The organism is Microbacterium sp. LWS13-1.2, assembly GCF_040144835.1.
GTDB lineage: Bacteria > Actinomycetota > Actinomycetes > Actinomycetales > Microbacteriaceae > Microbacterium.
Genome location: NZ_CP151632.1, coordinates 998,833 through 1,010,794, shown reverse-complemented (window position 1 = coordinate 1,010,794; position 11,962 = coordinate 998,833). Strand labels below are relative to the sequence as shown.

The following is an 11,962-nucleotide window of genomic DNA, read 5'->3' as shown; positions in this document are numbered from 1 at the left end:
ACCTTGGCTGAAACCCAGATCTTCGAGCCCGACGGCCGCGCGATCCCGTACGTCGACGAACGAGCCGACGGCCCGGCGCTCGTGCTCATCCCCGGGCGCGGCTTGAACATCAGCTACCTCGGCCCGCTGACGCATGCCCTCGCGGAAGAGGACTTCCACGTCGTCCGCATCGGCCCCCGTCATCCGCGTGCTGCCGCCGACCAGGTGGTCTCGATGCACGACCTGGCGCAGGACGTCGTCGACGTGATGGAGCACCTCGGACTGGCGAGCGCCTGGGTCGGCGGTCACGCCTTCGGCGGCTCCGTCGCGCGGGCGGTGTCGCTCGATCATCCGGGACGCGTCAACGGCGTGCTGCTGCTCGGGGTCGAGGGTGCGGTGGCGACCGATGAGCTGAGCTCGGACGTGTCGGAGATCCCGGCGCAGGCGCGCGACGCCGAGGTCGAGTCGATGCAGCGGGCGGCGCTGGAGGCGACGCCCGAGCTCGAATGGTCCTCTCTGGCGCCGGCCGTGCCGGTGCTGGTCGTGCAGGGCACCGAGGACCGCATGACCCCTCCGTCGAACGGCGAAGAGCTGCAGGCGTCCGCGCCCGATCGGGTGAGCGTCACGCGCGTCGAGGGAGCCGGGCACCTGTTCCCGGTGACCCACGTCGGTGCGACCGCGTGGCCCATCGAGGACTACCTCGACTGGGACTGAGCCGTTCCGCAGCGCGCTCGCGCCGGCAGACGGCGGCGCGGCCGCAGTCGTGGTTCCGCCAGAGCGTCGTGCTAGCGGCCCTGACGCTTCTTGAACGGCTTCGGCTGCCCCTTCACGGCCGGAGCCCGACCCTTGCCCTTCGAGGCCTTCGCCTTGCCGCCGGCGGGCACCTTCGGCTTCGGCGCGGCGGCGGGGGCCTCGGCGATCCGGCGCTTCGCCTCCTCGAGCAGCAGCACCCCCGCCGGCGTCAGGGTCCAGGTGGGCTTGCTGCGGGTGACGAGCGGGTGGCCGACCTCCGCCTCGAGCTTGTCGATCGACGAGTACAGAGACGCGAGCGGGATGCCGAGGCGATCGGCAGCACGCGGGAAGTGCAGGTCTTCGGCGACGACGGTGACGAACCGTTCCAGGTGAGTGATGTTCACAGCGAGCCTTCCGTTGCCTGCGCCTTCAGGATACGGGGGTGCCGGCATCCGGACCGCCGCCGGGCGGACGTCCGACTGCTGCCAAACGTGCACGTGATCCGGCCAGCAGTGCGGCAGGCGGCGCGGATCCGCGGGCGGCCGCGCGGAGGTCGGCGACAATCGGAGACGACCCGCTCGCAGCCCCGCCGGCTCGACCGATGAAAGGAGCACCATGATCACCATCCACCTGCGCTACGAGATCGACCCCGACAAGCTCGAGGAGTTCACGCAGTACGGCCGCGAGTGGATCCGGCTGGTCAACGGGCTCGGCGGCACCCACCACGGCTACTTCCTGCCCAGCGAGGGGGACAGCGACGAGGCCTTCGCGCTGTTCACGTTCCCGTCGATGGCGGACTACGAGGCCTATCGCATCGCCTCCCGCACCGATCCGGAATGCCTGGCGGCCTTCCAGTTCGCGCGCGACACGCAGTGCATCCGCCGCTACGAGCGACGCTTCCAGACCCCGGTCTTCGGCTGACCGCCGGGCGGTGGCCTCACCTCACGCTCGCGAGCGCCGCGAGACGTGCCCGTCCGGCGGCGATGTTCTGCTTCAGGCGGTCGCGCGCCGCGAGGACGGACGGATCGCCGGCGAGGTCGGCAGGGATGCGGGCAGGGTTGAGCGTCGTGGCGTTCGACCACTCCCGCAGGTCGGTCTCCCTCGTCATCGCGAGCGACGCATCGCCGCCGATCACCTGCATCGTCGTCCAGTCCGTGGGCGTGTTCGCGTACGGCGACGGCCTGCACACGCGGTTCTTCTCGTCGTCGTCGTCGCGCGTGGCCTCGACGTAGCCGGCGAGCGCGGCCCCGAAGCACGGGAACCCCACCCGGACCGGCTGCGGGGTGATCGCCTCCGCGGTCCAGATCGACCGCAGACCCGGGTACTTGAGGCCCTCGGCCGCGCAGTGCACCACGAGCGTGTCGGCGGGGACCCGCACGTCGCCGTCGGCGAAGCGCAGGCGTCCTGGACCGATGGCGCGCAGGTGACCGCGGCGGACGACGTCGTCGATCGTCCGGACGAGGTCGAGCTCCCACGTCGCGAGAGTGGGGGTCTTGGCCATCGTCGGCGTCACCGTCGCGTCGATGCGGAGCATGATCCCGGCATCCTCCATCCGGAGGAACACGTCGTCGGGGCTGGTGGCTTCCGCCGCGGCGGCCATCGTGTCGGCGGCCATGCCCAGGAAGACCGCGGGATCCGGCTGCACGACGGCGCGGTTGAGCAGCCACGCATCGCGCGGTCGCACCCAGGTGATCTCGTTCGGTGACACGCCGTTCTGCAGCAGCCACACGCACGTGTCGGTGGCGGTCTTGCCCGCCCCGACGATGACGTAGCGCTCGGGGGCATGCGAGATCCGGACCAGGTCGTTCACGGCGATGACGTGGGCGCCATCCGCGACGGCGAACGGCGGGGGCGTGAGGAAGGGGATGTCGGGCGACAGGTACGCGGCATCCACCACCCGAGCCCGGGGCGCGCGGAATCGCCGTCCGCTCAGCAGCGATGCGAACCTGCGCTCTCCCAGGTACTCGGAGCGCCCGTGGAACACGACCTGCCCGGTCCCCGTGAGACGGGTCAGGACGCGGGCGTAGTACTCCGTGACCTCGGCTGCGCGCGCTCGTTCGTGCAGCCCGCGCTCGGGGCCATCGGACTGCACACGTCCGCCGCCCAGCAGTGTCGATGCGACCCCGTAGAAGGCCGAGGCCTGATGCAGCCGCACGAACCCGTAGGCATCGAGCCAGTGGCCGCCCGCGCCGTGGCGACGGTCGACGATCGCCACCGAGACGTCGGCGTGGGCGGTGAGGGCATCCACGAACGCCATTCCCATCGCTCCCGCGCCGACCACCAGGTAGTCGACGTCGACGATCTCCTCCATGCGCTCATCAGAGCAGTGGAGGTGATCGGCGTCAATGGGCGGTCCCCGCGCTACACCGGCCGGGGCCCAGGGGCAAGAGCGACGGCGAAGTCGCCTGACGCACCGACAATGGGCAGGTGAGCGACGACGAGGGTCAGGGGACGGCGGCGCCATACGCGTCCACGTCCGTCGAGCGTCTTCCGCACCCGGAACCCCACCGGGCCGTCGTCCTCGTCGTGGGGGTGGTCGCGACGGTCGCCTTCGTGGTGCTGCGCTTCGTCGTGGCGCTCGGGGGGCACGAACCGCTCCCGGCCGACCTGTGGTGGCACGACGTCATGCTGGCGACCCTCGGTGAGGTCGGCATCATCGCGGCATGGGTGCCCGCCGTCGTCGGCGGCACGATCGGAGTCATCGTGATCGGCATCCTCCTCGTGGCGATCTTCGTGTGGCAGAGAAGACGATGGGATGCCGTGACGCTCGCGAGCGCCATCATCGTGGTCGTCGCGATCGGCGCGCCCATGGCCGCCGTCATCGCGCGCGTGCGGCCCGAGGACTCGCTCGCCGAGAGCGTCGCCACGTCGTTCCCCTCCGGTCATACCGCCGTCGCGACGACGATCGCGGTCACCCTCGGGCTGCTGCTGCGGCGCTGGTACGTATGGCTCCTCGGCGCGTTCTGGGTGCTCTACATGATGTGGAGCCGGACCTATCTGCACGCGCACTGGCTGAGCGACGTCATCGCCGGAATGCTGGAGGGCGCCGCTGTGGCGACGCTGGTGTGGAGTGCCGTCCAGGCCTACCGGATCCGCCGGGCGACACCATCCACGCGCGTGGCGGTGTGATGCCTGGATCCCGCCCGATTGCAACCCCCTCCGCCGGGTGCCGGCACCTGGATACGCTTCGGCCATGACCACGGCCAAGAACGCGGCGCGCACCGCGACGGAATCGCCCGTCTTCCGCACGATCGCCCGCATCGGCTACGTCGTGCTCGGCGTGCTGCACATCGTGATCGGCGTCATCGCGATCTCGGTCGCGATGGGCGGCGGGGGCGAGGCGGACCAGGGTGGGGCGATGCAGACGATCCGGGATTCTCCTGCCGGCACGGTGCTCCTCTGGGCGATCGTGGTCGGGCTCGTGGCGCTCGCCGCGTGGCAGATCGCGGAGGCCTTTCTTGCGCGGGACGCCGACGCCAAGAAGAAGTGGGGTCATCGGGTGAAGTTCGCCGGCACCGCGGTGGTCTACCTCGCGATCGCCTTCACTGCGCTCGTGTACGCGCTGGGCGGCCAGTCCGACTCCTCGCAGTCGTCGCAGAGCCTCAGCGCGCAGCTGATGGCCAGTACCGGCGGCCTGATCCTGCTCGTGCTGATCGGACTCATCGTGCTCGCCATCGGCATCGCCTTCGTCGTCCGCGGGTTCACCCGGGCCTTCGAGAAGAACCTGGACCTTCCGGCCGGTGCCGTCCGCACGGGGATCGTGACGTTCGGCGTCGTGGGCTATGTCGCGAAGGGCGTCGCGGTCGCCGTCACCGGAGTGCTCTTCGTCGTCGCGGCGTTCACCCATGACCCCGAGAAGGCCGGGGGACTGGATGGCGCCCTCCATACGCTTGCCGAGCTGCCGTTCGGGCCGCTGATCCTCTGGGTGGTCGCGGCGGGGCTGATCATCTACGGCCTGTTCTGCTTCGCGCGTGCCCGCTATGCGCGGATGTGAGCGACTCCGCCGCAGCGCCCTCTCGCTCTCAGCCGCTCTCCGGCCGCCCGTCCTCTGACGCCGCGACGCTCGGGCGGCCCCACTGCGCGTCATCCAGCGCCGATGTCGCGGCACGGCGCCCCTCGGCGATGAGGCGCGGCACGTCGGACATCGTCCACTGCGCCATGCCCTCCATCTCAGGCTGGACGAGCACGACCGACGGGTCCTCGACGAGTTCCGTCGTGCGGGTGACGGTGCGCATCATTCGCACGTTCTCCCACTTCGCGTGCAGTCGCACCACGATGACGCGGGACGCGCCGAGCGCGCGGGCGGCCGCGACCGGCACGTTGTCGATCATCCCGCCGTCGGCCAGCAGCTCGCGGCCCCGCCGTACCGGCGGGAGCAGGCCCGGGACGGCGACCGTCGCCCGCAGCGCGAGGCTCAGCGGACCGCTGTCGAGGATCACGCCGCGCCGGGTGCGGAGGTCGGTGGCGAACGCCGCGAAGCGACGCGGCAGATTCTCGATGAGGGGGTCCGCGCCGAGTGTGCGCGAGACGGAGTCGACGATGGCGGTCGTGTCGAGCAGGCCCCACCGCGGAGCCAGTGACCAGCGTGCGATCGCGCCCCAGCGGAATCCCCGTGCGGCGCGGTCGAGGGCGTCCAGCTCGACGCCGGCGCCGTAGGCGGCGCCGACCAGGGCGCCCGAGCTGGTTCCCGTGACGATCCCCGGCTGGATGCCTCGCTCGGCCAGGACCTGCAGGACGCCCACGTGCGCGGCGCCGAAAGCGCCGCCGCCGCCGAGCACGAGCCCGAGATCAGGGTCGTCGCCCACGTGGTCCTCCACTCGTCGTGCGCAGCCAAGCTAGCACCGCGCAGATGGGTGGCGACTGTGGATGCGCGCGATCTCGCGGTGGCCTTCGATCCGCGATCAGACGGGACGGATGCCGAGCTCGTTGTCCGAGCCGCGCGGCGCCGCCTGCGAGGGGCTCGGGTCGAGCATCGATCGCGCCAGCAGCGCCGCACCCGCCACGGCGGCCGGCATCGTGGCCACGGCGCCGAGCGGCACCAGGAACGTCAGCTGGGTGGCCACGCCGAAGCCCAGGACGCGAGCCCGGTGGCGGCGCATCAGCTGGCGTCGCGCAGGCCGGGTCATGCCCCGCGCCGTGAACGCCCGCGACGTCAGCTCATCGGCCACCAGCCATCCGGTGAGGGTCACGCCGAACACGGCGCTCAGCGCTCCGCCCGCCACCGGCACGAGCCCGATGAGCGCGGCGAGCAGGGCGACCCCCAGCCCGCGGCCGATGAGCGACAGCCCGTCGGCGACCGAGCGCCAGAATCCGTAGCGGGCATCGGGAGGGGCGGCTCCGGCATCCGTCTCCACGGCCCTCCAGATGCGCTCGTAGAACGGGTCGCCGACGAGCAGCGTGACGGCGGTGAACGTGACGACGACCAGCACGAGCGCCGCCCCGAGAAGCGCCGTGCCGACGGCGATGCGGAAGACCGTCGCCCACAGGCTGGGCCAGCCGTCGGCGAAGGGCGTCATGGCGTCCGTGAGCCCGGGCAGCGAGGCGCTGAGTGCGATCAGGCCCGCCAGGAACAGGGCGCCGACGATCGCGGCGGGCAACAGCCCCAGCATCATGAGGCCGGGACGGCGCCGCCACGTGGCGAAGCCACGGCCCAGGAGGGCCACCCCTCTGACGAAGTCGCGCATCGGCCTCAGCCTACGGTCGAATCCCGGCCGCCCTCGCGGCGAAGCCCTCGATGCCTTGTGCGGGGCCGACAGGTATCGGCGGCCGGGCGATCAGTGCGAGGGCGCGGTCGCGTGCGTGACGGATGCGAGCACGTCCTCGAGGAACGTCGCGACGATCCGCGCGTCGCCGGATGTGAGTTTCGCAGCGATCGAGCGCAGCCGCATCGTGAGCGGATCCAGGTGGTCGAGGTCGATGTCACTGTCGAGCGGCCGCACGAGCTTCTTGCGGCGGTCATGAGGGTGACCGTGCACGACCACGAGTCCGCGTGCCACCAGGCGATCGATGAGAGCAGTCCCGGAGGCGGGCGACAGATGCAGCGCGCGCGCGATCCTTCCGGGCGTGACCTCTTCGGAATCTCGGCGCTCGAGCAGATACCGCATCGCGGCGCGATCGGTCTCGGTCATCCCGCTCTGCTGTTCGCGCTGGCGATTGAGCTTCGCCTCGGCAAGACGGAGATGCTCGAGGATGCCGGCGACATCAGGTCGGCTGCCCTCCGTCGATGCGGATGCCCCCGTGTGATTCACCACGACCTGGCCCCTCTCTGCCCTGTGCGTCACCGCGGCGCAGGGAACCTATTGCACCATGAAATTCACGTGAATGAAACACTCGATGGCAGAACTCTCATCGTCGAATAGTTCGATGACGAACTATTATGGAGCGCAGGCCTTCGGAAGGAACAGCACCATGGCTGAACTGATCTACGGTGCCGAGGGCGATCCGGTCCACATGCCGGAGCATCTCCTCGCACACGTCAAACTCGTCGTCGCTACCAAGCTGCGCCGCAACGAGAGCTTCATGCTGACCTGGCGACACCCCGACGGCAGTGGCCGTTCGTCAGTGTGGCTGGAGCCGTCCATCCCGCTGCGCTTCGTGTTCGAGACGATCGAAGAACCGGCGATCGATCACGCTCTCCTCGCGAGCCTGGCGGCCGCCGCCAGTTCCAACGGCGGACTCGTCCTCGACCTCGCGGACGTCCGTCTGCTCGGGGCGTCGGGCGACGGCCCGCCCCCGCAGCCGCGGGAGCGACCGGAGGTGGCCCAGCCCGCCGCCTGACCGCGTTCGCCTCGTCGGACTGCCTTCGGAAAGGGCACGCGGACGGCTCGCAGGTCCGCTGTCAACCCCTTTGCCCTGGATGCCGCGAGGCCGCATCCTCAGAGCGCAGGAGGTTGACGATGCCCGAACCCATCGCCGACGAGGACGTCGTGCAGAGGCCCACGCCGGACGAGCCATCGGCGCCGGAATCGTCCCGCGCAACCGGGCCGAGCGAGCGCTCGGCGCGCGGCGACGCCGCCGAGCGGCGCCGAGAGCGCCCCTGGCTCGAGCACCCCTGGTGGGGACCCATGCCGGCGGACAGGCATGAGTGAGAGCGCAGAGGCGAACATGCGCGACGACGTCCACCAGCTCGTGCTGACCCCTCTCGCCGATCGCGCGTGGCGGCTGCGCGACCAGGCGATCGACCGCGGCGATCCGTCCAGCCTGGTCGCCTATGTGGAGTTGCGCGAGGACGGCATCTACGAAGCCGTCTGGGTGTCGGTCGGCTGCGGCACCGCCCGGTTCGCGTCGCTGGAGATGCTCTTCCTCGCCGCCGTGCAGATGCTGGAGCAGTGCCGCAGTCTCGGCGCGCTCAAGCCCGATCCGATCCCGCACCGCCCGCCCGCGCACGCGTGAGGCCATCGTCGTGTCGGCGGCCGGTGGCAGGATGGGGCCATGCCTGAGTCGCCAGAGGTCGAGGCTCTCGCGCGGTTCCTCGCCGACGAGGCATCCGGTCGTGAGATCCGCGCCGTCGATGTGCTGGAGTTCCGCACGGTCAAGACGCGCAACGCGCCGCCCGCCGGCATCGCCGGACGCACCATCACCGGTGCGGTGCGTCATGGCAAGCATGTCGAACTCCTCCTCGATGAGAAGAGTCTCGTGGTGTCGCTCGGCCGTCACGGGTGGATGCGCTGGCTCCGCACAGACTCAGGGGGCGCCGACCTGCCGGCCGAGGCGCCGCCGGCCCTCGCCACGCTCGACCTGTCGGGCGACGTCTCGCTGCAGGTGACGGATGCCGGATCCTGGGTGTCGCTCGGCCTGTTCGTTGTCGACCGCGCCGACGAGGTCCCCGCGATCGCGAAGCTCGGCCCCGATCCGGCTGATCCCGCCTTCACCCGCGCCCAGTTCGACGCTGCACTCGGCGGGCGCCGGAAGCAGGTCAAGGCCATCCTCCAGGAGCAGGAGTCGCTCGCGGGCATCGGCAACGCCTACTCCGACGAGATCCTCCATCTCGCCCGCCAGTCGCCGGTGACGCACGCCGCGGCCCTCGACGGAGCGGCGACCGATCGCCTGTTCGAGGCGACGGTGACGACGGTCCGAGATGCCATCGCCGCTCGGAGCGGAGTGCCGATCGACCAGTTGAAGGCGCAGAAGGTCGCCGCGATGCGCGTGCACGGGCGCAGCGGTGACGCATGCCCGGTCTGCGGCGACACGATCCTCGATCTCACGTTCTCCGGCACGCCCGCGCAGTACTGCCCCACCTGTCAGAACGGCGGAGCGCCGCTCTGACATCGCGCGCGGAGCGTCCTCGTGGTCCGCGGACCTGGGTAGCATGGACGGCATGACGACTTCGCAGCAGCCTGCCCCTGTCACGCTCGCGCCGATTCCCGACGACAAGAACCTCCTCACCGTCGTCGACTCCGCGGGCTCGTGCTGCGGCGGCGGCAGCTGCAGCATCGACTGACCTGACGCTCCCGAACACCGCGACGCGCCGTCGATGACCGACGAACAGCTCCAGATCACGCCGCGCGTGGGTCGCATCCTCATGTCGGAGGAGGCGATCTACGGACTGATCCTGGTCTCGGGCATGATCGTCGTCAGCGGATCCTCGACCGGCACGGCCGTCGACGCCCTGATCACCGTCGGTGTCACGGTGGTCGTGTTCTTCGCCGCCCACGTCTTCGCCGGCACGCTCGGTCGCCTGGCCGCCACGGACGGGAAGGCCGGGCTGCGCGCAAGCCTTCGCGCCTCCGCCCATCAATCGGGCGGCATGCTCCTCGCCGCGGTGCCTCCGCTCATCATCCTGCTCCTCGGAGCGACACGGGTGATCGACGACAGCCTCGCCCTCTGGGTGGCGCTCATCGTCAACACCGTGCTCCTCGGAGCACTGGGGTGGATCGCCGTGGCGCGCTGGAGCACACACTGGCTGCCGCGCATCGTCAGCGCCGTGGTCACCGCCGCGTTCGGCGGAGTGCTCATCCTGCTGAAGGCGGTCATCCACCACTGAGGCGCGCCGCCTCGCCCGGTGATCGCAACGCCGCGATGAGCTCCGAGGTGAGCCCCGGCACGTCGTCGACCGGAACGGCCAGAGCGAGCAGCGCCCGGCTGAAGAAGTTGCGCGCGGCCGCGGCGAGAGTGATGTCGACGATCTCGCGGTCCGTGAACCCCACCTCGCGCAGGCGGCCGGAGTCGGCGTCTGTCATGGCCGCGGCATCCGTCGACAGCTTCTCGGAGTAGGCGACCACGGCACGGTCTCGCTCGTCGAGGTCGGCCCCGACGCCGTCGCGGGCGAGCTGCGCCAGCTGGTCCTCGTCGAACAGGCCGGCACGCAGACTCCTGCGCCCGTGCGCGAGGAGGCAGTGCTCCGAGCCGATCGCGCGCGCCGCGCCGAGCGTAGCGAGTTCGTAGGTGCGCAGGCCGATCGACGGCACGATCGCCCGTATCAGGGTCTCGAAGGCCTGGTGGGCCTCGGGGTTCACCGCCATCGCCCGGGTGTATGCGAAGACGAAGCCGTCGCCGCTCAGGTCGCTGTCGTACATGTCGGCGACATGGCCTGCGGCGCCGTCGAGGTCTGGGGTGCTGACGATCATTGTCGTGCCTTCCCGTCGGATTCGGGCGCAACCAGAATGGCGGACGCCCCACCCCCTGTCGAGGGGTGGGGCGTCTGCCTGATACCGGGAACGGCGCGGCTGCGCGATCAGTGCCCCATGGGCGCGCCCATCGGCTGGTCGGCCGGCTTGCGGATGAGGAATGCGCCGACGAGCAGCGGCAGCGACAGGAATGCGGCGGTGAGGAACGCGGCGTGCGTTCCGGCCGCACCCGCGGCGATCTCATCGGCGCCCGACGATGTCGCGCCGGCGGTCGCTGCGGCCATCACGCCGAACATCAGCGCGATGCCGGCGGCACCCGCGACCTGCTGCACGGTGCCGACGACCGCCGAGCCGTACGAGTAGAACTTCGGCTGCAGCGACGCGAGCGACGCCGTGAAGAGCGGCGTGAACGACAGCGCCAGGCCGATCGACAGCACCGTCTGCGCCACCGCGACCAGCCACACCGGCGTCGCGGAGCCGAAGCTCGTGTAGAACCACAGCATCGCGCTCGTGATCACGGCGCCGGGCACCAGCAGCACCGTCGTGCCCCAGCGGTCGTAGATGCGACCGATGAACGGGCCGGCGAGACCCATCGCGATCGCTCCCGGCAGCACCACGAGGCCCGTGGTGAGCGGGTCGACCTGCAACACGTCCTGGACGTAGAGCGGAACCACGGTGATGGCGCCGAAGAACGCCATCGACATGATCGCCATCTGGCCGATCGACAGCGAGAAGTTCGCGCTGCGGAACACGCGCAGGTCGAGCAGCGCGTCGTCCTTGCGCTGCAGCACGAGCTGGCGCCAGCCGAACAGGCCCAGCGCGACGACGCCCACCGACAGCGACACGACGAGCGTCGTGGTCGAGGCGGCGCTCGCGGCCGCGGCATCCGCTCCGGTGCCGTGACCACCGGCGCCCAGCTGGCTGAGGCCGAAGACCAGGCCACCGAAGCCGAGCGCCGAGAGGATAACCGAGAGGATGTCGATGCGCGCGTGCGTCGTCTCGCCGAGGTTGTGGATCCAGCGCGCACCGACGACGAGGGCGACGATCGCGATGGGCAGCACGATGCCGAAGATCCAGCGCCACTCGAAGTTGTTGAGGATGGCGCCCGCGAGGGTCGGGCCGATCGCCGGAGCGAGCGAGATCACGATGCTGACGCGGCCCATCATGCGGCCGCGGATGGCGGCCGGCACGACGGTCATGAGGGTCGTCATGAGCAGCGGCATCATGATGGCGGTGCCGGACGCCTGCACGACGCGCGCGACGAGCAGCATCGGGAAGCCCGGCGACAGGAACGCGAGGAGCGTTCCCGTCGAGAACAGCCCCATCGCGGCGACGAACATCGTTCGCGTGGTGAATCGGCGCAGCAGGAAGCCGGTGATCGGGATGACCACGGCCATGGTCAGCATGAAGGCGGTCGTCAGCCACTGCGCGGCCAGCGCCGTGATGCCGAGGTCGGTGATGAGGTGCGGGATCGCGACGCCCATCGTGGTCTCGTTGAGGATCGCGACGAACGCGGCGGCGAGGAGCAGCCAGATGACGCGGCTCTCACGGGGACCGAGCTTGGGTGTGGTGCCCGGCGCGGTGGCTCGGGGGACAGCGGCGATGCTGCCCGTTCCGGGGGTCGTATCGATGGCGGCCATAGGTCGTCTCCTCGAGGCTCGGATGGACAGCGAAGTGCCACCCGA

At 70.7% G+C, this 11,962-nt stretch carries 17 protein-coding genes; 10 read left to right on the top strand and 7 right to left on the bottom strand.

The window, feature by feature from the left end; genetic code table 11:
* Window positions 1-3 precede the first annotated feature (3 nt).
* On the top strand, window positions 4-693 hold the full coding sequence (locus MRBLWS13_RS04905) for an alpha/beta hydrolase (RefSeq protein ID WP_349427914.1): 690 nt from the start codon (window positions 4-6) through the stop codon (window positions 691-693).
* Window positions 694-764: 71 nt separating this feature from the next.
* Here the strand turns inward: MRBLWS13_RS04905 and MRBLWS13_RS04900 are convergent, their stop codons facing one another.
* Window positions 765-1,115 carry a LysR family transcriptional regulator gene (locus MRBLWS13_RS04900; RefSeq protein ID WP_349427913.1) on the bottom strand — a complete coding sequence of 117 codons (351 nt, stop codon included), beginning with the start codon at window positions 1,113-1,115 and terminating at the stop codon, window positions 765-767.
* A gap of 211 nt (window positions 1,116-1,326) precedes the next feature.
* Between MRBLWS13_RS04900 and MRBLWS13_RS04895 the strand changes: the two genes are divergently transcribed.
* A complete protein-coding gene (locus tag MRBLWS13_RS04895) occupies window positions 1,327-1,632 on the top strand; it encodes an NIPSNAP family protein (protein ID WP_349427912.1) in 306 nt (101 codons plus the stop codon).
* A gap of 16 nt (window positions 1,633-1,648) precedes the next feature.
* Here the strand turns inward: MRBLWS13_RS04895 and MRBLWS13_RS04890 are convergent, their stop codons facing one another.
* Window positions 1,649-3,022 (bottom strand): NAD(P)-binding protein, encoded by a 1,374-nt coding sequence (locus tag MRBLWS13_RS04890; RefSeq protein ID WP_349427911.1) that lies wholly within the window; start codon window positions 3,020-3,022, stop codon window positions 1,649-1,651.
* 116 nt (window positions 3,023-3,138) lie between these two features.
* Between MRBLWS13_RS04890 and MRBLWS13_RS04885 the strand changes: the two genes are divergently transcribed.
* Both MRBLWS13_RS04885 and MRBLWS13_RS04880 read left to right on the top strand, forming a co-directional pair.
* On the top strand, window positions 3,139-3,840 hold the full coding sequence (locus MRBLWS13_RS04885; protein WP_349427910.1) for a phosphatase PAP2 family protein: 702 nt from the start codon (window positions 3,139-3,141) through the stop codon (window positions 3,838-3,840).
* 64 nt (window positions 3,841-3,904) lie between these two features.
* On the top strand, window positions 3,905-4,705 hold the full coding sequence (locus MRBLWS13_RS04880) for a DUF1206 domain-containing protein (protein WP_349427909.1): 801 nt from the start codon (window positions 3,905-3,907) through the stop codon (window positions 4,703-4,705).
* 28 nt (window positions 4,706-4,733) lie between these two features.
* Here the strand turns inward: MRBLWS13_RS04880 and MRBLWS13_RS04875 are convergent, their stop codons facing one another.
* The 3 genes from MRBLWS13_RS04875 to MRBLWS13_RS04865 form a co-directional block, all read right to left on the bottom strand.
* Window positions 4,734-5,516 carry a patatin-like phospholipase family protein gene (locus MRBLWS13_RS04875; RefSeq protein ID WP_349427908.1) on the bottom strand — a complete coding sequence of 261 codons (783 nt, stop codon included), beginning with the start codon at window positions 5,514-5,516 and terminating at the stop codon, window positions 4,734-4,736.
* 96 nt (window positions 5,517-5,612) lie between these two features.
* Complete coding sequence (locus MRBLWS13_RS04870) at window positions 5,613-6,395, bottom strand: EI24 domain-containing protein (protein WP_349427907.1); 783 nt, start codon at window positions 6,393-6,395, stop codon at window positions 5,613-5,615.
* Between the two features lie 90 nt (window positions 6,396-6,485).
* Entirely contained in the window at window positions 6,486-6,962 is a 477-nt protein-coding gene (locus MRBLWS13_RS04865; protein WP_349427906.1) for a MarR family winged helix-turn-helix transcriptional regulator, read from the bottom strand.
* A gap of 157 nt (window positions 6,963-7,119) precedes the next feature.
* Between MRBLWS13_RS04865 and MRBLWS13_RS04860 the strand changes: the two genes are divergently transcribed.
* The 6 genes from MRBLWS13_RS04860 (at window position 7,120) to MRBLWS13_RS04835 (ending at window position 9,694) form a co-directional block, all read left to right on the top strand.
* A complete protein-coding gene (locus MRBLWS13_RS04860; RefSeq protein ID WP_349427905.1) occupies window positions 7,120-7,488 on the top strand; it encodes a hypothetical protein in 369 nt (122 codons plus the stop codon).
* 119 nt (window positions 7,489-7,607) lie between these two features.
* Window positions 7,608-7,799, top strand: coding sequence for a hypothetical protein (locus MRBLWS13_RS04855; protein ID WP_349427904.1), 192 nt, complete (start codon window positions 7,608-7,610; stop codon window positions 7,797-7,799).
* Entirely contained in the window at window positions 7,792-8,103 is a 312-nt protein-coding gene (locus tag MRBLWS13_RS04850) for a hypothetical protein (protein ID WP_349427903.1), read from the top strand. Before MRBLWS13_RS04855 ends, MRBLWS13_RS04850 begins: the two co-directional genes overlap by 8 nt.
* A 39-nt stretch (window positions 8,104-8,142) precedes the next feature.
* Window positions 8,143-8,976, top strand: coding sequence for a DNA-formamidopyrimidine glycosylase family protein (locus MRBLWS13_RS04845; RefSeq protein WP_349427902.1), 834 nt, complete (start codon window positions 8,143-8,145; stop codon window positions 8,974-8,976).
* Window positions 8,977-9,028: 52 nt separating this feature from the next.
* On the top strand, window positions 9,029-9,151 hold the full coding sequence (locus MRBLWS13_RS04840) for a hypothetical protein (protein WP_349427901.1): 123 nt from the start codon (window positions 9,029-9,031) through the stop codon (window positions 9,149-9,151).
* Window positions 9,152-9,184: 33 nt separating this feature from the next.
* On the top strand, window positions 9,185-9,694 hold the full coding sequence (locus MRBLWS13_RS04835) for a hypothetical protein (RefSeq protein WP_349427900.1): 510 nt from the start codon (window positions 9,185-9,187) through the stop codon (window positions 9,692-9,694).
* Here the strand turns inward: MRBLWS13_RS04835 and MRBLWS13_RS04830 are convergent.
* Together MRBLWS13_RS04830 and MRBLWS13_RS04825 are read right to left on the bottom strand one after the other, a co-directional pair.
* Complete coding sequence (locus MRBLWS13_RS04830) at window positions 9,681-10,277, bottom strand: carboxymuconolactone decarboxylase family protein (protein ID WP_349427899.1); 597 nt, start codon at window positions 10,275-10,277, stop codon at window positions 9,681-9,683. The two genes, MRBLWS13_RS04835 and MRBLWS13_RS04830, sit on opposite strands and share 14 nt — an antisense overlap.
* Window positions 10,278-10,384: 107 nt before the next feature.
* Window positions 10,385-11,917 carry a DHA2 family efflux MFS transporter permease subunit gene (locus tag MRBLWS13_RS04825; protein WP_349427898.1) on the bottom strand — a complete coding sequence of 511 codons (1,533 nt, stop codon included), beginning with the start codon at window positions 11,915-11,917 and terminating at the stop codon, window positions 10,385-10,387.
* Between the last annotated feature and the right edge of the window lie 45 nt (window positions 11,918-11,962).

Coding starts and splice junctions, on each gene's coding strand:
- MRBLWS13_RS04895 (WP_349427912.1), top strand. CDS start 1,327: ATGATCACCATCCACCTGCGCTACGAGATCGACCCCGACAAGCTCGAG.
- MRBLWS13_RS04890 (WP_349427911.1), bottom strand. CDS start 3,022: ATGGAGGAGATCGTCGACGTCGACTACCTGGTGGTCGGCGCGGGAGCG.
- MRBLWS13_RS04880 (WP_349427909.1), top strand. CDS start 3,905: ATGACCACGGCCAAGAACGCGGCGCGCACCGCGACGGAATCGCCCGTC.
- MRBLWS13_RS04870 (WP_349427907.1), bottom strand. CDS start 6,395: ATGCGCGACTTCGTCAGAGGGGTGGCCCTCCTGGGCCGTGGCTTCGCC.
- MRBLWS13_RS04860 (WP_349427905.1), top strand. CDS start 7,120: ATGGCTGAACTGATCTACGGTGCCGAGGGCGATCCGGTCCACATGCCG.
- MRBLWS13_RS04855 (WP_349427904.1), top strand. CDS start 7,608: ATGCCCGAACCCATCGCCGACGAGGACGTCGTGCAGAGGCCCACGCCG.
- MRBLWS13_RS04850 (WP_349427903.1), top strand. CDS start 7,792: ATGAGTGAGAGCGCAGAGGCGAACATGCGCGACGACGTCCACCAGCTC.
- MRBLWS13_RS04845 (WP_349427902.1), top strand. CDS start 8,143: ATGCCTGAGTCGCCAGAGGTCGAGGCTCTCGCGCGGTTCCTCGCCGAC.
- MRBLWS13_RS04840 (WP_349427901.1), top strand. CDS start 9,029: ATGACGACTTCGCAGCAGCCTGCCCCTGTCACGCTCGCGCCGATTCCC.
- MRBLWS13_RS04835 (WP_349427900.1), top strand. CDS start 9,185: ATGACCGACGAACAGCTCCAGATCACGCCGCGCGTGGGTCGCATCCTC.
- MRBLWS13_RS04830 (WP_349427899.1), bottom strand. CDS start 10,277: ATGATCGTCAGCACCCCAGACCTCGACGGCGCCGCAGGCCATGTCGCC.
- MRBLWS13_RS04825 (WP_349427898.1), bottom strand. CDS start 11,917: ATGGCCGCCATCGATACGACCCCCGGAACGGGCAGCATCGCCGCTGTC.